This window comes from Cupriavidus sp. WS, assembly GCF_000395345.1.
In the GTDB taxonomy this organism is placed as follows: Bacteria; Pseudomonadota; Gammaproteobacteria; order Burkholderiales; family Burkholderiaceae; genus Cupriavidus; species Cupriavidus basilensis_B.
Map to the genome: position 1 here is coordinate 1 of NZ_AQPL01000050.1, position 18,089 is coordinate 18,089.

General features: G+C 71.3%; 17 protein-coding genes. 6 read left to right on the top strand and 11 right to left on the bottom strand.

Features of this window, described 5'->3' with window-relative positions:
- The 3 genes from K206_RS0105315 to K206_RS37545 form a co-directional block, all read right to left on the bottom strand.
- Positions 1 to 936: hypothetical protein (locus K206_RS0105315; protein ID WP_020201374.1), on the bottom strand; the 936-nt coding region annotated here is incomplete at its 3' end.
- The gene (locus tag K206_RS0105320) at positions 933 to 1,574 is read right to left on the bottom strand and encodes an RNA polymerase sigma factor (RefSeq protein ID WP_155887960.1); all 642 of its coding nucleotides are present in this window, start codon (positions 1,572 to 1,574) and stop codon (positions 933 to 935) included. The genes K206_RS0105315 and K206_RS0105320, both read right to left, overlap by 4 nt.
- A gap of 64 nt (positions 1,575 to 1,638) precedes the next feature.
- Entirely contained in the window at positions 1,639 to 3,408 is a 1,770-nt protein-coding gene (locus tag K206_RS37545; RefSeq protein ID WP_020423687.1) for a von Willebrand factor type A domain-containing protein, read from the bottom strand.
- A 238-nt stretch (positions 3,409 to 3,646) separates the two neighbouring features.
- Between K206_RS37545 and K206_RS0105330 the strand changes: the two genes are divergently transcribed.
- Positions 3,647 to 5,530, top strand: coding sequence for a gamma-glutamyltransferase family protein (locus K206_RS0105330; protein ID WP_020201377.1), 1,884 nt, complete (start codon positions 3,647 to 3,649; stop codon positions 5,528 to 5,530).
- Positions 5,531 to 5,693: 163 nt separating this feature from the next.
- On the opposite strand, the gene K206_RS0105335 is transcribed toward K206_RS0105330, so the two are convergent.
- Positions 5,694 to 6,044, bottom strand: coding sequence for a helix-turn-helix domain-containing protein (locus K206_RS0105335; protein ID WP_020201378.1), 351 nt, complete (start codon positions 6,042 to 6,044; stop codon positions 5,694 to 5,696).
- Between the two features lie 102 nt (positions 6,045 to 6,146).
- On the opposite strand from K206_RS0105335, the gene K206_RS0105340 reads away from it, so the two are divergent.
- Together K206_RS0105340 and K206_RS0105345 are read left to right on the top strand one after the other, a co-directional pair.
- Complete coding sequence (locus K206_RS0105340) at positions 6,147 to 6,473, top strand: nuclear transport factor 2 family protein (protein WP_020201379.1); 327 nt, start codon at positions 6,147 to 6,149, stop codon at positions 6,471 to 6,473.
- A complete protein-coding gene (locus K206_RS0105345; protein WP_020201380.1) occupies positions 6,473 to 7,252 on the top strand; it encodes an SDR family oxidoreductase in 780 nt (259 codons plus the stop codon). Before K206_RS0105340 ends, K206_RS0105345 begins: the two co-directional genes overlap by 1 nt.
- 30 nt (positions 7,253 to 7,282) lie before the next feature.
- On the opposite strand, the gene K206_RS0105350 is transcribed toward K206_RS0105345, so the two are convergent.
- The 4 genes from K206_RS0105350 to K206_RS0105365 all read right to left on the bottom strand — a co-directional run bounded on the left by K206_RS0105350 (position 7,283) and on the right by K206_RS0105365 (position 12,109).
- Positions 7,283 to 8,290: a tripartite tricarboxylate transporter substrate binding protein gene (locus K206_RS0105350; RefSeq protein WP_020201381.1), complete on the bottom strand. Its 1,008-nt coding sequence runs from the start codon at positions 8,288 to 8,290 to the stop codon at positions 7,283 to 7,285.
- Positions 8,291 to 8,541: 251 nt separating this feature from the next.
- The gene (locus tag K206_RS0105355; RefSeq protein ID WP_020201382.1) at positions 8,542 to 9,618 is read right to left on the bottom strand and encodes a phosphotransferase; all 1,077 of its coding nucleotides are present in this window, start codon (positions 9,616 to 9,618) and stop codon (positions 8,542 to 8,544) included.
- 87 nt (positions 9,619 to 9,705) lie between these two features.
- Positions 9,706 to 10,485: an oxepin-CoA hydrolase, alternative type gene (locus K206_RS0105360; protein WP_020201383.1), complete on the bottom strand. Its 780-nt coding sequence runs from the start codon at positions 10,483 to 10,485 to the stop codon at positions 9,706 to 9,708.
- Positions 10,486 to 10,585: 100 nt separating this feature from the next.
- Complete coding sequence (locus tag K206_RS0105365; RefSeq protein ID WP_020201384.1) at positions 10,586 to 12,109, bottom strand: 3-hydroxyacyl-CoA dehydrogenase; 1,524 nt, start codon at positions 12,107 to 12,109, stop codon at positions 10,586 to 10,588.
- A 229-nt stretch (positions 12,110 to 12,338) separates the two neighbouring features.
- On the opposite strand from K206_RS0105365, the gene K206_RS0105370 reads away from it, so the two are divergent.
- Positions 12,339 to 12,980 carry a glutathione S-transferase gene (locus K206_RS0105370; protein ID WP_020201385.1) on the top strand — a complete coding sequence of 214 codons (642 nt, stop codon included), beginning with the start codon at positions 12,339 to 12,341 and terminating at the stop codon, positions 12,978 to 12,980.
- Between the two features lie 51 nt (positions 12,981 to 13,031).
- On the opposite strand, the gene K206_RS0105375 is transcribed toward K206_RS0105370, so the two are convergent.
- Together K206_RS0105375 and K206_RS0105380 are read right to left on the bottom strand one after the other, a co-directional pair.
- Positions 13,032 to 14,222, bottom strand: a complete 1,191-nt coding sequence (locus K206_RS0105375; protein ID WP_029043264.1) for a pyridoxal phosphate-dependent aminotransferase — start codon at positions 14,220 to 14,222, stop codon at positions 13,032 to 13,034.
- Between the two features lie 72 nt (positions 14,223 to 14,294).
- Positions 14,295 to 14,807 (bottom strand): putative toxin-antitoxin system toxin component, PIN family, encoded by a 513-nt coding sequence (locus K206_RS0105380; RefSeq protein ID WP_020201388.1) that lies wholly within the window; start codon positions 14,805 to 14,807, stop codon positions 14,295 to 14,297.
- A gap of 39 nt (positions 14,808 to 14,846) precedes the next feature.
- Here K206_RS0105380 and yaaA point away from each other — a divergent pair, with 39 nt between their 5' ends.
- Both yaaA and K206_RS0105390 read left to right on the top strand, forming a co-directional pair.
- The gene (yaaA, locus tag K206_RS0105385) at positions 14,847 to 15,632 is read left to right on the top strand and encodes a peroxide stress protein YaaA (RefSeq protein WP_020201389.1); all 786 of its coding nucleotides are present in this window, start codon (positions 14,847 to 14,849) and stop codon (positions 15,630 to 15,632) included.
- Positions 15,633 to 15,743: 111 nt separating this feature from the next.
- Complete coding sequence (locus tag K206_RS0105390) at positions 15,744 to 16,886, top strand: M14-type cytosolic carboxypeptidase (protein WP_020201390.1); 1,143 nt, start codon at positions 15,744 to 15,746, stop codon at positions 16,884 to 16,886.
- A 304-nt stretch (positions 16,887 to 17,190) separates the two neighbouring features.
- On the opposite strand, the gene K206_RS0105395 is transcribed toward K206_RS0105390, so the two are convergent.
- Entirely contained in the window at positions 17,191 to 17,994 is an 804-nt protein-coding gene (locus K206_RS0105395; protein ID WP_231401556.1) for a BspC domain-containing protein, read from the bottom strand.
- Positions 17,995 to 18,089: the final 95 nt, after the last annotated feature.

The window sequence follows — 18,089 nt, forward strand, 5'->3', positions numbered from 1 at the left end:
GGCCGGGCCGGCGGCGGGTCCGGCGCGATCCGCGCGCGTTTCCGGGACGGCCGGCGCGGCGGCTGCGGCGGGCGATGTGGCAGGCGATGTGGCGGGTGATGCGGACTTGCGCGCGTCGCCATCCGGCGCCGGCGTGGCTGGCGCTTCCTGCGCGGGACGGGCCCTGGCCGCCGCGGCAGGCTCTTGCGCGGGCGCCGGATGGGGCGGCGCGGCCGGCGCGGTGGCGGGCGGCGGGGCCGCGACGTTCGTCGCCGGCGCGGGCTCCGGCGTCTGTGCCTGCGTTTGTGCCGGCGCTGGCGCGGCCGGGCTGGCGGGCGTGGCCTGCGGCTCGCTTGCCTGGCGCGTGGCGTGGGGCGTGTCCGGCAGCAGCAGCGCGCCGTCGCGCACGTCCATCTGCCGGAGCACGATCTGCAGCGACAGCGCGGCCACGCCGAGCGTGCCCGCCAGCACGCCCAGCGCGGGCCACCAGCGGCGCGCGCGGCGCGGCGCGGCGGGCCGGCCGGCGGCGGGCGTGGTGTCCTGCTGTGCCGCCTGCTGCCGGGCCTCGGCCTGTTCGCGCAGCCACGCCTGCGCCGCCGCGCCGACCGGCGCGCCCAGCACGCGCTGCGGGCTGTCGCCGCGCCGCACTTCTTCCAGCACGGCCGCGCGGCGGCCGGCCTGCGCGGCTTGCAGGCGCGCGGCTTCCGCCATCACGGCGGCCCGCAGGCCGGCGGACGGGGTGAACGTGGCGCCGGCGTCGGCATCGGCGCTGGCTGCGCCAGCGGCTGCGTTCGTGTTCGCGTTCGTGGCTGCGCGCGTCTGCCGCGCGGCCTGCGCGGCGCGCGCCGCGGCCATGACCGCGGCTTCCAGCGAGGGCGGCGGCGCGAACGGCGGCAGCGCGCGCAGCAGCGCCGCGAGCCGGTCCTCGCCGGCGATGAAGCGTTCGTCCGCGCTCATGGCTGGCGCTCCTGCGGCGCCACCGCCGCCAGGCTCTCGCGCAGCCGCGCGAAGGCGTAGCGCAGCCGGCTCCTGACGGTCTCGAACTTCTCGCCCAGCGTCTGCGCGATTTCCTCCACGCTCATCTCGCTGAAGAAGCGCAGCACGATCACTTCGCGCTGCGCCGCCGGCAGCGCCATCAGCGCCTGCCGCACGCCCTGCAGGTTCTGCCGCAGCGCGGCCTCGGCCTCGGGGCTGAGGTCGCCGGCGGGCAGCGCGAGGTGGTCTTCGCCGAGCGTGTCGCGCTGGCGCTCGTAGGCGCCGCGCAGCGTGTCGAGCCAGGTGTTGCGCGCGATCTGGAACAGGAAGGTGCGCAGCGCCGCGCTGGGCTGGTAGTCGCCGCAGCGGGTCATCAGCTTGACCCAGGTCTTCTGGGTCACGTCCTCGGCCTCGCCCGTGTTGCCCTGGCACAGCCACGCCACGTAGTTGTACAGCGCCGCGTTGTGGCGGCGGAACAGCTCGGCCACCGGCTGCTCGATCAGGCCGTTGGCGACCAGCAGCATGAGGTCGGTGTCGGCCAGCGCGGACAGGCCGGCGGCGGGCTGGGCTGGCGGGGCATGCGCGCTGGCGGGCATGCGGTCGGGCGCGGAGGCATTCATGCGCGGCAGTATATGACAGCGCCGCGCATCGTCGCGGGCCGCGCGCGGCGCCACCGCGCGTGCTTCAGGGCCGCGGCGCGGGGCCGTCGCCCTGCGCCAGCGGCGCATGCGTCGACAGGGCCTGCGCCAGGTCCACGAGCTGGAGGAACTCGCCGCGGTAGCCGAAGCGGTCGTCGCCGCGCGCGCCGAGCGCGAGCGCGCGCGCATCGGCATAGCGCCAGGCGCCGGCATGGCTGCCGCCGCGCAGCAACTGGCCGAAGCCGGCCACCGCGGCGGCGAAGCGGAAGGCATCGCCGGCCTGCGCCAGCGGCCGCACCGCGCCGGCCGGCACCGCCAGTTCCAGCAGTTCGCTGGCCTGCGCCTGCGGGCGCTTGTAGCGCAGCTTGACGTGGGCCAGTTCGCCGGCGTTGCCGCTTGCGGCCGGCGCGCGCTGGTAGCGCAGCGGATCGATCAGGCCGGGCCTGCCGGCCAGCGTCAGCTCGTAGAGCGCGGTCACGGTGTGCCCCGCGCCGATGTCGCCGGCGTCCACCTGGTCGTTGTTGAAGTCCTCGCGTTTCAGGGCGCGGTTCTCGTAGCCGATCAGGCGGTACTCGCTGACCGTGGCGGGGTTGAACTCGACCTGGATCTTGACGTCGCGCGCCACCGTGGCGAGCGTGGAGCTCATTTCCTCCACCAGCACCTTGCGGCCTTCCATCAGGTTGTCGATGTACGAGTACGCGCCGTCGCCGGCGTCGGCCAGTTGCTCCATCAACTGGTCGTTGTAGTTGCCGGTGCCGAAGCCCAGCGTGGACAGCGACACGCCCGACCTGCGCTTTTCCGCGACCATCGCCTTGAGCTCGCGGAAGTCGGTGACGCCCACGTTGAAGTCGCCGTCGGTGGCCAGCAGCACGCGGTTGATGCCGCCGGCGATGAAGCTCTGCTGCGCGGCCTGGTAGGCCAGCGCGATGCCGCTCGCGCCGGCGGTGGCGCCGCCCGCCACCAGCGCGTCGATGGCGGCGGCGATGGCCGTCTTGTCGCTGCCCGGCGTGGGCGGCAGCGCCACGCGCGTGCCGCTGGCGTAAGTGACCAGCGTGATGCGGTCCTGCGGGCGCAGCGCGCCGGTCAGCAGCTTGAGCGAGGACTTGAGCAGCGGCAGCTTGTCGGCCGAATACATCGAGCCGGACACGTCGACCAGGAACACCAGGTTGGCCGGCGGCAGGCTCGCGCGTGCCGTGTCGGCGGCCTTGATGCCGATGCGCAGCAGCACGTTGCCGGCCTGCCACGGCGCGGGCGCGGCTTCGGCGTGCACGGCGAAGGGCCGGCCGTCGCGCGGCGGCGCGTAGTCGTAGGGGAAGTAGTTGACCATTTCTTCCACGCGCACCGCGTCGGCCGGCGGCAGGCGGCCCGCGTTGAGCAGGCGGCGCACATTGCTGTAGCTGCCGGTGTCGACGTCGATGCCGAAGGTGGAGACCGGCGCCTGCGCGACCTGCTGCACGCCGTTTTCCTCGATGGCGCCGTAGCGCTCGCGCGCGGGCCCGGCGCGCCAGTCGGGCTGCGGCTGGCGCGCGGCGATCGCGGCGTGCGTCCCGCGCGGGCCGAGGTGGAGCGGCGCGCGTGCGTCGGCCTGCGCTTTGGCCTGCGCCTCGGCCCGGCCGGCCTTCGCGGCGGGGGCGGCCGGCGCCGGAAACGCCATTGCCGGCGCGGTGGCGAAGGGCTCGCTGGGCAGGATGACAGGGGCAGGCAGCGGGTGGGCCGTGCCGCTGTCGGCGGCGGGGTTCGCCTGCTGGTTCGGGGACGGTCCGCCGCATGCGGCCATTGCGAGGGCAACGGCCAGGACTGCCGGGCGCTTGTGCATGTCGATTTCTCCGGAAAGGGCCGCGCCGGCGGTGCCGGCGCCGGGGCACTGCGGGTGAAACGAAGCAGCCCGGCGGGCGGGGTTAAGGCGGCGCAAAAAAAAGCGGGCAGCCTGCCGCGCCGTGGGCCGGACCACGATCGGCGCGCGCGGTCCATCCGGTCTGTCCCGCAGCCGGCGGCGGGTGCCGCGCGCGGGCGGGCGCCCTACAATGCAGGTTTCCCCCCAGGAGGAGTTCGGCATGGCAATCCAGGCATATTCCCCGGCGCTCTGGCGTGGCCCGCTCGCGGCCGCCGCGGCGCTCGCGCTGCTAGGCGCCTGCTCGACCCAGACCGGCGCGCCGCCGGCCGCCGGCGCCGCTCCCGCCGCATCGGCCGCGTCCGCGGTTGCCGCGCTGCCGCCCGCGCCGGAAGTGGCATCGGGCTACCGGCAGGGCATGACCACCACGTTCGCGGACCGGCACATGGCGGCGGCGGCCAATCCGCTGGCCACCGAGGCGGGCCGCAAGATCCTGCGCGACGGCGGCTCCGCCATCGACGCGGCGATCGCCATGCAGGCCGTGCTGACGCTGGTCGAGCCGCAGGCCACCGGCATCGGCGGCGGCGCCTTCATCATGTACTGGGACGGCAAGCGCGTGCAGGCCTACGACGGCCGCGAGACCGCGCCCGCTGGCGCCGGCGAAAACCTGTTCCTGCGCCCCGACGGCAAGCCCATGAGCTTCAGCGAAGGCCAGATCGGCGGCCGCTCGGTGGGCACGCCCGGGGTGCTGCGCGCGCTCGAGCTGGCGCACCGCCAGCACGGCAGGCTGGCCTGGGCGAAGCTGTTCCAGCCCGCCATCGAGCTGGCCGAGAAGGGTTTCCCGATCTCGCCGCGCCTCTACACGCAGATCGCCGCCGACAAGTTCCTGCCGGATTCGCCCGAGCTGGCCGCCTATTTCCTCGGGCCCGACGGCAAGGCCAAGCCGGCCGGCACCATGCTGAAGAACCCGGCGCTGGCGCGCACCCTGCGCGAGATCGCGCGGCGCGGGCCCAATGCGCTGTACGCCGGCCCGGTCGCCGCCGACATCGTCAGGCAGGTCAACGGCAGCGCCAACCCGGGCTCGCTCTCGCTGGCGGACCTGCGCGACTACCGCGCCAAGGAGCGCGTGCCGGTGTGCAGCGACTACAAGCGCTGGAAGATCTGCGGCATGCCGCCGCCGTCGTCGGGCGGCATCGCCATCGCGCAGATGCTCGGCACGCTGCAGGCGCTGGAGGCGCGCGACCCGAAATACGCGCTGGCGGCGATGACGCCGCGGCAGGTGGCTTCGCCGGCCGGCTTCGAGCCTACCGTGGACGCCGTGCACGCGGTGTCGGAAGTGGGGCGCCAGGCCTACGCCGACCGTGGGCTCTACGTGGCGGACTCGGACTTCGTGCCGGTCAACGTGGCCGGGCTGATCGACCGCGACTACCTGGCCCAGCGCGCCGCGCTGATCGGCGACCGGAGCACGGGCAAGGCCGAGCCCGGCGTGCCGCCTGGCACGCGGGTCGCGTTCGCGCCGGACCGCTCGCCGCCGCGCGTGTCGACCTCGCAGATCGTGGCGGTGGACAACGCCGGCGGCGCGATCTCGATGACCACCACGGTGGAGAGCTATTTCGGTTCGCACCTGATGGTGCGCGGCTTCGTGCTGAACAACCAGCTCACCGATTTCTCGTTCGTGCCGAGCGAGAACGGCAAGCCGGTCGCCAACCGCGTGCAGGCCGGCAAGCGCCCGCGCTCGTCGATGGCGCCGACGCTGGTGTTCGACCGCGAGACCGGCAAGCTGGCCGCCACGGTGGGCTCGCCCGGCGGCTCGCAGATCATCGAGTACGTGTCCAAGACGCTGGTGGGCCTGCTGGACTGGAACATGGACGTGCAGGCGGCCATCAACCTGCCCAACTTCGGCAGCCGCAACGGCCCGACCGAGCTGGAAGCGGGACTCGTCAGCCCGGCGCTGGCGCAGGGCCTGGCCGCGCGCGGGCACCAGGTGGCGCAGATCGAGATGACCAGCGGCACGCAGGCCATCGTGCGGCGCCAGCGCCCGGACGGCAAGTGGGCGTGGGCGGGCGGCGCCGATCCGCGGCGCGAAGGGGTGGCGCTGGGGGATTGAGCGAGGCCGGCCTGCCGTTTGTTTTCTCCCCTCTCCCATTTCATGGGAGAGGGGAGCCAACCGTCGGTGATCGGAGGTCTGTCAGCAATTCGAGGCCGGCTCGCGCGAGCCGGCCTTTTTCGTTTCACGCCATCGCCAGCCGCCGCGCGGCCGGGCGCGCCGGTCAGTCCCCGCGTTCCTTCCCCGCGGGCAGCGCTCTCTGCTCCGACCACAGCAGCAGCGCATCGAGCGCCGGGCACAGCGCCTGCCCCCACGCGGTCAGGCGGTACTCCACCTTGGGCGGGACCTGCGCATAGACCTGCCGCGCCACGATGCCGTCGGCTTCGAGCTGGCGCAACTGCTGGGCCAGCATCTTCTGCGAGACGGCGGGGATCAGCCGCTCCAGGTCCGAGAAGCGCCGCACCTTGCCGTCGAACAGGTGGAACAGGATGACCAGCTTCCAGCGCCCGTCGATCAGCCGCAGCATCTCTTCCACGCCGATGGCGGCCGTCGCGGGCGTATAGACCTTTCTCATGGGTGGGTAGCTTACTTTTTCGTGCGTTCTTGATGGGCGGGCAGCTTATGCCGAGAATCCCGGTATCGCAAATTCCTGCCGCAATCCCGGGTACCGAAAACCATGAGCTTGCCACTGCCTGACGCCATCGCCACCTTTTTCGCGGTCAGCAACGGCGCCGACGACGCGCTGCTGGCGCATTGCCTGGCGCACGATGCCGCCGTGCGCGACGAAGGCCGCACCCACGAGGGACCAGAGGCCATCCGGGCCTGGCTGCGCGACGCGCGGCGCAGGTATGCGTACCGCGTCGCGCCGCTGGAAGCATCGCGGCAGGGGGACGGCGTGAGCGTGATGGCCGAGGTTGCCGGCGATTTTCCCGGCAGCCCGGTCCGGCTCGCGCACGTGTTCGGGCTGCGCGCCGGCCGCATCGCATCGCTGGAGATCGGCTGATGGGCATGGACCTCGAGCTGAAGGGGCGGCGCGTCCTCGTGACCGCCGGCACCAGGGGCGTCGGCGCGGCCGTGGTGGCGCGCTTTCGCGAGTCGGGCGCGCGCGTCGTGACGACGGCGCGCACGCGCCCCGATGCCTTGCCGCAGGCGCTGTTCGTCGATGCCGACCTGACCACGGAGGATGGTTGCGCCGCGGTGGCGGCGGCGGTCGGCGAGCGCCTGGGCGGCGTGGACATCGTCGTCCACGTGCTGGGCGGCTCGTCGGCGCCGGCGGGTGGTTTCGCCGCGCTCGACGACGCCGCGTGGCACCGCGAGCTGTATCTGAACCTGTTCCCGGCGGTGCGGCTGGACCGGGCCTTGCTGCCCGGCATGCTGGCGCAGGGCGCGGGCGTCATCATCCACGTCACCTCGATCCAGGACCGGCTGCCGCTGCCGGCATCCACCACGGCCTACGCCGCGGCGAAGGCCGCGCTGTCGACCTACAGCAAAAGCCTGTCGAAGGAGGTGACGCCGAAGGGCGTGCGCGTGGTGCGCGTCGCGCCCGGCTGGGTCGAGACCGAGGCCGCCGTGGCGCTGGCCGAGCGGCTCGCGCGGCAGGCGGGCACCGACTACGAGGGCGGCAAGCGGATCATCATGGATGCGCTCGGCGGCATTCCGCTCGGGCGTCCGTGCAAGCCGGCCGAGGTGGCGGACCTGATCGCCTTCCTGGCTTCGCCGCGCGCGGCGGCGATCAGCGGCACGGAATACGTGATCGACGGCGGGACCATCCCCACGGCGTAGCGTGGCCGGGCCCCGCGCCGGGGCGCGGCTTCAGTCGAGCCGCACGTCGGCCTGCTTGACCACCGCGGCCCAGCGCGCGCGCTCGGCGACGAAGAACTTGTTGGTCTCGGGCGGCGTCATGGTCACGACCTCAGCGCCCTGGCCGGCCAGCTGCGCGCGCACTTCCGGCGTGCGGATGATGCGGATCAGCTCGGCGCTGATGCGCGCCACCAGCGCGTCGGGCATGGCGGCCGGGGCCATCACGCCCTGCCACGTGCCGGACTCGAAGCCGGGCACGCCCTGTTCGGCGATGGTCGGCACCTGGCCGACCAGCGGCATGCGGGTCTTCTTGGACACCGCCAGCACCTTGAGCTTGCCGGCCTGCACCTGCGGCAGCGTCGCCAGCATGCCGTTCATCAGCACCTGCGCCACGCCGCCCACGGTGTCGGCCACGGCCTGCGAGCCGCCCTTGTAGGGCACGTACTGCCACTTGGCGCCGGTGGCCTGCGCCACCGCCACGCCGGCCAGGTGCGGCGCGCTGCCGATGGCGGTGACGGCGAAATTGAGCTGGGTGCGCTTGGACAGCTCCACCAGTTCCTTGAGGTTATTGGCCTGCACCGACGGATGCACCACCAGCAGGTGCGGCGAGTAGGCCAGCATCGACACGCCCTTGAGGTCCTTGCCCGGATCGAAGGTGAGCTTGGTGTAGACCGACGGGCTGATCGCCAGCGCGCCGACGTCGCACAGCAGCAGCGTGTGGTTGTCGGTGCCGGCCTGCGCCACCATCGCGGCGCCGATGTTGCCGTTGGCGCCGGGGCGGTTGTCCACCACGATGGGCTGGCCGAGCGCCTCGCCGAGCTGCTTGCTGATCAGACGCGCGATGATGTCGGACGAGCCGCCGGCCGGGTAGGGCACGACCAGGCGGATGGGGCGGGTGGGCCAGTCGGCGGCCTGCGCGGCGGACGACAGAAGGGTGCCTGCGGTGCCCAGGCCGCCCGCGGCGGCGGTGGCGCCCAGGGCGGAAAGCTGGCTGAGGAAGGTACGGCGGGTGGTCGGCATTGCTGCTGTCTCCGGTATGGCTTCGTTGTATGTTGTCGTATGTGTTGGATGATAGCTTGAAGTTTCCGGCTGGTCTAGGGGCGGGTTTTCGCCGACATGCCGTGACTGTGGCTTGTTCTGCGCATTCCGCGATCGGGCAGTGTCATCAAATACACATCGTGTGATACGACAACATGGCCCCAAAAAAAGCCCCGTTCCCGGCAGGGAAGCGGGGCTTGCCGCGCCGCGGGCCGGCGCGGCCGGGCGTGGACCTATTGCCTGGCCTTCCTGGCGTATTCCCAGCCCATTTCCGCCATCGGCCGCGCGCGCTTGCCGGCGTCCAGGGCCTGCGCCGACGAGGCGGTGCCGTCCACCACGCGCTTCATGATGCCCTGCAGGATGCCGGCGATGCGGAACATGCTGAAGGCGAGGTAGAAGTTCCAGTCGCCGGTGATGGGGCGGCCGGTGCGCTGCTCGTAGGTGCGGCGGTAGGCAGCTTCGTCGGGGATGCCCAGGCTCCGGTAGTCCAGCCCGGCGATGCCGCGGAACTGGCCGGGCGCGATGTGCCAGCTCATGCAGTGGTAGCCGAAGTCGGCCATCGGATGGCCCAGCGTGGACAGCTCCCAGTCCAGCACGGCCAGCACGCGCGGCTCGGTGGGGTGGAACATGAGGTTGTCGAGGCGGTAGTCGCCGTGCACGATCGAGGTCAGGTCGGCGTCCTCGTGCGGGATGTGCCCGGGCAGCCAGGCCATCAGCGAATCCATCGCGGGAATGCTCTCGGTCTCGGACAGCTTGTACTGCTTGGTCCAGCGCTCGATCTGGCGCGAGAAGTAGTTGCCCGGCTTGCCGTAGTCGCCCAGCCCGATGGCCTGGTAGTCGACCGTGTGCAGCGCGGAGATGACGCGGTTCATCTCGTCGTAGATGGCGGCGCGCTCGGCCGTGCTCATGCCGGGCAGCGACTGGTCCCACAGCACGCGGCCGGCGACGAATTCCATGATGTAGAAGGCGCGCCCGATCACCGCCTCGTCCTCGCACATGGCGTACATCTTCGCCACCGGCACGTCGGTGCCGGCCAGCGCGGCCATCACGCGGTATTCGCGCTCGATGGCGTGCGCCGAGGGCAGCAGCTTCGATTTCGGGCCGGGCTTGGCGCGCATCACGTAGGTCCGGCCCGGTGTGATCAGCTTGAAAGTGGGGTTGGACTGGCCGCCCTTGAACTGCTCGATGGCCAGCGGGCCGGCGAAGCCGGCCACGTGCTGGCCCATCCAGGCTTCCAGGGCGGCGAGGTCGAAGCGCTGCTGCTCGGCCACCGGCCGCGTGCCTTCGAAGTTCGAAACGTTTTCGCTCATGCTGTCTCCGTTCTTGGTCTGTTCCGGGTGTTCCGTGTGCTGGCGTGGCCCGCCCGTCTGCGCGGGCATGTCCGGCCGGCCGCGCGCCTAGCGGTAGCGCGGCTTGCGTTTTTCCAGGAAGGCGCCGATGCCTTCGCCGCCGTCCTTGTGGTGCAGCGCGGCCACGAAGTTGTCGCGCTCCTCGGCCAGGTGCTGGGTGAGGCTGGCGGTGCCGGCGTGGTTGATCAGCGCCTTGATGCGGCCCACCGCGTGGGGCGACTGCTCGGCCAGCGCTTCGGCCAGCCGCAGCGCCTCGGTGAGCGCCTGCCCGTGCGGCACCACGCGGTTGACCAGGCCGAAGTGGGCCAGGCGCGCGGCGTCGGCGGGCTTGCCTTCCATCATCAGCTCGGAGGCAAGCTGGCGCGGCAGCGCGCGCGCCAGCTCGTAGGAGCCGCCGCCGTCCGGGGTCAGGCCGACCTTGACGTAGGCCATGACGAACTTGGCGTCGCTGGCGGCCACCACGAAATCGCAGGCCAGCACCAGCGAGAAGCCGGCGCCCGCGGCCGGGCCTTCCACCGCGGCGATGATGGGCTTGGGAAACGCGTGCAGCGTTTCGATCCAGTGGTTGAGGACCTCGATGCTTTCGGCCTGCACCGACTGCGGCCTGGCGCGGTTGGCGAGCAGGCGGTTGAGGTTGCCGCCGGCGCAGAACGTGCCGTCGGCGCCGGTGATGACCACCGCGCGCACTTCGTCGTCGCGCGCGGCCTGTTCCAGCGCTTCCTGCGACGCCGCGTAGATGTCCGGGTGCAGCGCGTTGCGCGCCTCGGGGTTCGAGATGGTCAGCACCAGCGTGGTGTCGACGCGTTCGGAAAGCAGCTGAGCGGTCATGGCGGCGGGGCGGGAAACGAGGCGGCGCGGAGGCGGAGTCCGCGCCGGCCGGGGGCGGATGCGAAACGACCGCAGGCCGGGGGGCTTGCGGTCGCGCGGATTACTGCTCTTCGGCCAGCAGCGACAGGCCGAGGCCGGCGCGGCGCCACAGCCACGGGCTGGGGCGGTAGCGCATGTCGCCGGTCAGGCGCTCCAGGTTGCGCAGCACGGTCAGTACCAGGTCGGGGCCGATCGCGTCGCCCAGCGCCAGCGGGCCCTTGGGATAACCGAGGCCCAGGTTGACGGCGAGGTCGATGTCGACCGGCGTGGCGATGCGCTGCTGCGCGATGTCGCTGGCGATGTTGACGATGGAGCAGACGATGCGCTGGGCCACGAAGCCGGCCGAGTCGCGGATCACCGTGACCGGCACGCCGTCGGCGCCGAACAGGCCGTGCGCGGCCTCGCGCGCGGCGGCGGTGGTGGCCGGCGTGGTCATCAGCGTGCGGCGCTTGGTGGCCTCGAACGGCATCAGCGTGTCGATGGCGACCACGCGGCTCGGGTCCAGGCCTTCGTGCAGCGCGCAGGCGGTGGCGTCCAGGCCCAGCGGCGTGACCACGATCAGCGCGTCGGCCGACGGCTGGTTGCCGGCTTCGGCGGTCATGCCCAGCGCGCCGATCAGCTTGACCACCATCGCGTGGCCGCGCTCGTCGGCGTGGCTGACCCAGACGCTGGCCGGGCGCGCGGACGGCGCCGGCACGGCGGCGGGCACCTGCTTCTGGCCGTCCACGTAGCGGTAGAAGCCGGCGCCGGCCTTGCGGCCGATCAAGCCGCCCACCGCGCGGATCGCGGTGATCGGCGAGGGGCGGTAGCGCGGTTCCTGGTAGAACTGGTTGTAGATCGACTCCATCACCGGGTGCGACACGTCCAGCCCGGTCAGGTCCATCAGCTCGAACGGGCCCATGCGGAAGCCGGCCTGCTCGCGCATGATGGCGTCGATGTCGGCGAATTCGGCCACGCCTTCCTGGGCCACCTTGAGGCCTTCGATGTTCATGCCGCGCCCGGCATGGTTGACGATGAAGCCGGGCATGTCCTTGCAGCGCACCGGGGTATGGCCCATGCGGCGCGACAGCGCCATCAGCGCGTCGCCCACGGCCGGGTCGCCGGACAGGCCGTCGATCACCTCGACCACCTTCATCAGCGGCACCGGGTTGAAGAAGTGGTAGCCGGCGACGCGGCCCGGGTGCTTCGCGCCCACGGCGATCGCGGTGATCGACAGCGACGAGGTGTTGGAGGCGATCACCGCCTCCGGACGCAGGATGGCTTCGAGCTTCGCGATCAGGTCGCGCTTGACCTCGAGCTTCTCGACGATGGCCTCGAGCACCATGTCGCAGCCGGCCAGGTCTTCCAGCGCGCTGCAGGGCTTGACGCGGGCGAGGGCGGCGTCGGCGTCGGCCGCGCTGATCTTGCCCTTGTCGGCCAGCTTGGCCAGCATGTCCTGCAGGTATTGCCGGGCGGCCGCCACGGCTTGCGGATTGGTGTCGTACAGGCTGACGGTGAGGCCGGCCTGCGCGGCGATCTGCGCGATGCCCCGGCCCATGGCGCCGGTGCCCACGATGCCGAGGGTGTCGATGGTGAAAGTGCTCATAGTGCGTCCAGAAAGTTGTGGTTAAATTAGCACGAGCGTACGTTTTTTGCATCATCCGCGACAGTGGCGCGGTGCAAGCGGCGTGCGCTGATCGGCCACAGGCAGCCGCCAGAGTCTGCCATGCCACACAATGCGGCCCGGCCCTTGCGTTGGGCAATTCGCCGGGCAATTTTTTCGCGGCCCCGCGCCGCGTCCCCCGCGCGACCCGCACAACAAGGAGAGAGACGACATGCTGAAGCTCTGCGGATTTTCCGCCAGCAACTACTACAACAAGGTCAAGCTGGCCCTGCTGGAAAAGAACCTGCCGTTCGAGGAAGAGCTGGCCTGGCTCGGCGAGACCGATCCCGAAGCCTCGCCGCTGGGCAAGGTGCCCTACATGATCACCGATCGCGGCCCGCTGTGCGAGTCCGAAGTGCTGGACGCCTACATCGAGTCCACCTACCCGCAGGCGCCGCTGCTGCCGGCGGACCCGTTCCAGGCCGGCAAGGTGCGCGAACTGGTGACGTTCCTGGAGTTGTACCTCGAGCTCACCGCGCGCGAGCTGTATCCGGCGGCCTTCTTCGGCGGCAAGGTGAGCGACGGCACCAAGGAGCGCCAGCGCAGGCTGCTCGAGCGCTATATCCCGGCGTTCGGCAAGCTGGCGAAGTTCTCGCCCTATCTCGCCGGCGACACCTTCACGCTGGCCGACTGCGCGGCCGTGGTGCACCTGCCGCTGGTTTCCGCCTGCACGAAGATCGTCTACGGCGAGGACATGCTGGCCGGGCTGCCGGTCAAGGACTATCTCCGGCGCATGTCGGAGCGGCCCTCGGTGCAGCGGGTCAACGCGGACCGCAAGGCGAATACGGAGCTGATGCTCAGCCGCCGGAAGTAGCGCGGCCGGCGGGCGCGCCGTTGCCGGGGGCGGTAGGCGCGCCGACCGCGCCTACAGCGTCTTCAGCCGCTCCAGCGCCAGCGCCAGCGTTTCCTCTTTCTTGGCGAAGCAGAAGCGCACCACGCCGGATTCGCGAGGCTGCGAGTAGAACGCCGACACCGGGATCGCCGCCACGCCGATCTCCTTGGTGAGCCACATCGAGAAATCGGCCTCGCTCATGTCCGAGATGGCCGAGTAATCCACGCACTGGAAGTAGGTGCCGTCGGACGGCAGCAGCTTGAAGCGCGTGCCGGTCAGCCCGGCGCGGAAGTAGTCGCGCTTGGCCTGGTAGAAGTCGGACAGGCCGAGGTAGGGCGCGGGGTCGGCCATGTAGCTGGCCAGCCCGTGCTGCACCGGCGTGTTTACCGTGAACACGTTGAACTGGTGCACCTTGCGGAATTCGGCCGAGAGCGCCGCCGGCGCGGCGACGTAGCCGACCTTCCAGCCGGTTACGTGGTAGGTCTTGCCGAAGCTCGACACCACGAAGCTGCGGCGCGCCAGCTCGGGGTGGCGCGACACGGATTCGTGGCGCTGGCCGTCGAACACCATGTGCTCGTAGACCTCGTCGGACAGCAGCAGGATGTCGGTGCCGGCCAGCAGCCCGGCCAGGCGCTCCATGTCGCCGGCGCGCCAGATGGTGCCGGTGGGGTTGTGCGGCGTGTTGACCATCAGCATGCGCGTGCGCGGCGTGATGGCCGCGGCGATGCGGTCGAACGGCACGCGGAAATGCGGCGCGTCGAGCGCCACCGACACCACCTTGCCGCCGGCCAGCTCGATGGCGGGGATGTAGCTGTCGTAGCACGGCTCCAGCACGATCACCTCGTCGCCCGGGTGGACCGCGCACAGGATGCTGGTGAGGATGCCCTGGGTGGCGCCGGCGGTGACGGTGATCTCGCTGTTCCAGTCATAGGCATGGCCGTACAGCTTGCCGACCTTGTCGGCGATGGCCTGGCGCAGCGCGGGCACGCCCGCCATCGGCGGGTACTGGTTGAGGCCGGCGCGCATGGCGTGGGTCACGGCGTCGACGATCTTCGGGTCGCAGTCGAAGTCCGGGAAGCCCTGGCCGAGGTTGACGGCGTTGCGCTCGGCGGCCAGCGCCGACATCACGGTGAAGATGGTGGTGCCGACCTTGGGCAGGCGCGACGGCGGCGGCGTGATCGGCAGGGAAGACGAGGCGGGCTGGACGGAAGGCTGGCTGGACATGGGCGGCGGCGTCGGGCAGGAGCGGCGGTCGGGGATCGGAGAAGCGAACAAGGCGAGAGGCAATGCCGCATTCTAGCGGGGATCGGCCGTTGCCTGCGCGGCGCCGGCGCGCGCCGCCAGCCAGGCCGGGAAGGCCTGCGGCAGCAGGATGTCCACGCCGCTCTGGCGGCGCAGGCGGCCCTTGAGCTTGAGCACGGCCTTGTCCTTGGACACCAGGCAGGCGGCCTGGGCGAAGTGGGCCAGCTCGATGAACTTCTGGTCGTCGGTGTCGCGGCAGCGCGGCAGGCGCGCGGCCAGCGTGTCGGCCTCGGCCGGGATCTCCAGGGCCGTGGTGAGGCGGTCCACGGTGGCCAGCGCGGCCGGGATGTCCACTTCGAAGCGGGCGAATTGCGGATAGGCCAGCACCCGGCGCAGCTCTTCGCGGCAGTCGGGGCGGATCACCGCGGCGATGGCGCCGCCGTGCAGCGCGGCGCGGATGGGCTCGACGTGGGGGTCGGCGAAGACCAGCAGGTCGACCCAGATATTGGAGTCGAGCACCACGCGCGGCGCGGCGCCGGCGGGGGCTTCGGTGGAGTGAGATGGCATTCGTTACAATCGGGTCTTTGTGTTTGCCGCGATTTTGCCATGCTCATCGTCCTGTCCCCCGCCAAGTCGCTCGACTACGAGACGCCGGCACGCCTGAAGACCCATACGCTGCCGCGTTTCATCGAGCGCTCGGCGACGCTGATCGCGCGCCTGCGCAAGCTCGCCCCGCAGGACATCGGCGCGCTGATGGACATCTCCGACAAGCTCGCCGTGCTCAACGCCACGCGCTACGGCGACTGGTCGCCCGAGTTCACCGCGGCCAACAGCAAGCAGGCCGTGCTGGCCTTCAACGGCGACGTGTACGAGGGGCTGAACGCGCCGTCGCTGTCGGACGACGACCTCGCCTTCGCGCAGAAGCACGTGCGCATTCTCTCGGGCCTGTACGGCGTGCTGCGCCCGCTCGACTGGATGCAGCCCTACCGCCTGGAGATGGGCACGCGCCTGGACACCGCCGCGGGCAAGGACCTCTACACGTTCTGGGGCGACGACGTCACGCGGCTGCTGCAGGATGACTTCAAGGCGCTCAAGGCCGAGGGCGCGCCGGTGCTGGTGAACCTCGCCTCCGAGGAATACTTCAAGGTGGTGCGCCCCAAGGTGCTCGGCGCGCGCATCGTCACGCCGGTGTTCGAGGACTGGAAGGGCGGCCGCTACAAGATCATCTCGTTCCACGCCAAGCGCGCGCGCGGCACCATGACGCGCTACGCGGTGACGCATCGCATCACGGATCCGGCCAGCCTCAAGCGTTTCGCCGAGGACGGCTATGCCTTCGACCAGGACGCATCGGACGACGCGCGCTGGGTCTTCCGCCGGCGCCTGGACGACTGAGCGGCCGCGCCGCCCGGCCATCGCCGACCATCCCCGGCCCCGTTTCCTGCCGTTGCCGCGCGGCGCCGGCGCGCACGCACCACAGAACCCGCACCACAGAACCCGCACACCATGACCCAAGCCCTGCACATCTCCGCCAGCTTCGACTCGGGCGCCATCGAAGTCGAATCGTTGGCGCAGGCCGGCGACATCCGCCTGCGCATCCGCGCCGACTCGCACGCGGAGTTCCGCCAGTGGTTCCATTTCCGCCTGCAGGGCGCGGCCGGCCAGCCCTGCAGCCTGCGGTTCCTCAACGCGGGCGACTGCACCTATCCGGACGGCTGGCGCGGCTACCACGCGGTGGCCTCGTACGACCGCGCGTACTGGTTCCGCGTGCCGACCGCCTTCGACGGCAGCACCATGACGGTGTCGTTCACGCCCGAGCACGACAGCGTGTGGCTGGCCTACTTCGAGCCGTATCCCGAGGAGCGCCACCTGTCGCTGCTGGCCACCTCGCAGCGCTCGCCGCTGGCGCGCCTGTCGCACCTGGGCAGCACCGTGGACGGCCGCGACATGACCGCGGTCACGGTGGGCAAGCCCGGCGACGGCAAGAAGACCATCTGGATGATCGCGCGCCAGCATCCCGGCGAGACGATGGCCGAGTGGTTCTGCGAAGGCGTGCTGCAGCGCCTGACCGGCACCGGCATGTGGGCCGGCGACCCGGTCGCGCGCAGCCTGCTCGAGCGCGCCGTGTTCCACATCGTGCCGAACATGAACCCCGACGGCGCGGCGCGCGGCAACCTGCGCACCAACGCCGCCGGCGCCAACCTGAACCGCGAGTGGATGGCACCGAGCCTGCAGGCCAGCCCCGAGGTGTACCACGTGCGCCGCGCCATCGAGGCGACCGGCTGCGACATGTTCTTCGACATCCACGGCGACGAAGGCCTGCCCTACAACTTCGTCGCCGGCAGCGAGATGCTGCCCGGCTTCACCGAGGCCCAGCGCGCCGAGCAGCTGCGCTTCATCGAAGCGTTCAAGCGCGCCACGCCCGATTTCCAGGACGTGTACGGCTACGCCGCCGGCAAGTACAACGCGGACGCGCTCAAGCTGGCCTCGAAGTATATCGGCCATGCCTTCGGCTGCCTGTCGCTGACGCTGGAGATGCCGTTCAAGGACAACGCCGACCAGCCCGACCCGGTGGTCGGCTGGAACGGCGCGCGCAGCGCGCTGCTGGGCGCGGCGATGCTGCAGGCGGTTCTGGCGCAGTTGGATTGAGGGGACGCGGACGAGGGAAAAAGTCCGGGGCGACTGACGAAGCCGTCAGAATGGGCCCAAGCCGCGAGAGCTAGCCCAAGCAAGGTGTCCTCCCTCTCCCCTCACGGGGAGAGGGCCGGGGAGAGGGGCGGTTTAGCTAGGAGCCACATCAAGCGGGGCCAGCGGTTTTTTTCAGCATAGAGGCCAGCAACGAAGCTGCCGGTTTTTTTTCAGCACGCCAGCATTCGCCAGCGCTGGCCCTCTCCCCCAACCCCTCTCCCGCGAGCGGGAGAGGGGTGCAAACAGGCGGTAGCTCCGCTGTCGCTCAGCGCGCCTTCTTGCCCGACTTCGCGGTGCTCTTGCTGCCGCTCTTGGCGGTGGACTTGCCGCTGGCGCTGGACTTGCCGGCCTTGCCCGAGGACTTGGCCGCCTTGCCTCCCTTGTGCCTGCCGGCCTGGCGGGTGTTGCTGCGCACCGCGGGCGCGGCGGCCGGTTCGCTGATGACGGTGCCGCTGCCATCGAGCAGTTCGTAGGCCAGCATCATGCCGTCGGCGTAGCCGCAGCGCACCTTGACCGCTTCCCACTGGGCCTCGCCGTTGCGCTTGTGCGCGGTGGCGGCGAAGGTCACTACGGAGCTGACCGGCACGGCCTGCTTGCCTTGCGAGAAGCGTCCGTCCCACGGTTCCACCGTGGCCTGCCCGGCGCCGAGCGCGCCGGTCGGGATCTTCAGCGCGTCGAACGTCACCGAGCGCGGCACCACCCAGCTCGCGTGCGCGGCGCAGTCGGCCACGTCGGCGCTGGCGTTTTCGGTCTGCATCAGTTGCTGGCGCATCTGCGCGCGGTACTCGGCCAGGCTCACGCGGCCCTGCGCGGGCAGGGTCACGGTCTTGGTCGGCGGCGTGGCGGCGGGAGCGGGTGGCGGGCGGGTGGCGGCCGGCGCGGGAGTGGCGGGCCTGGCAGCGGCGGTCGCGGCTGCGGTGGCGGGCGTGGCGGTGGCGGGGCTGGTTGCCACGGCATCGCGGTCGTTGAGCGGTGTATCGGCGCAGCCCACCAGGGCGATCGCACCTGCCACTGCGGCAGCCAGCGCGCACAGGCGGCTGCCGATCAGGTCAGAGATTCGTCGGATCACGGGATCGTCTTGCTTTGAGGCAAAGGGGTTGGCAAAGGTCTGCCATGATAGAGGAAACCCATGCTGCAAAGTTCCGAAATCTCTTGACCCTAGGT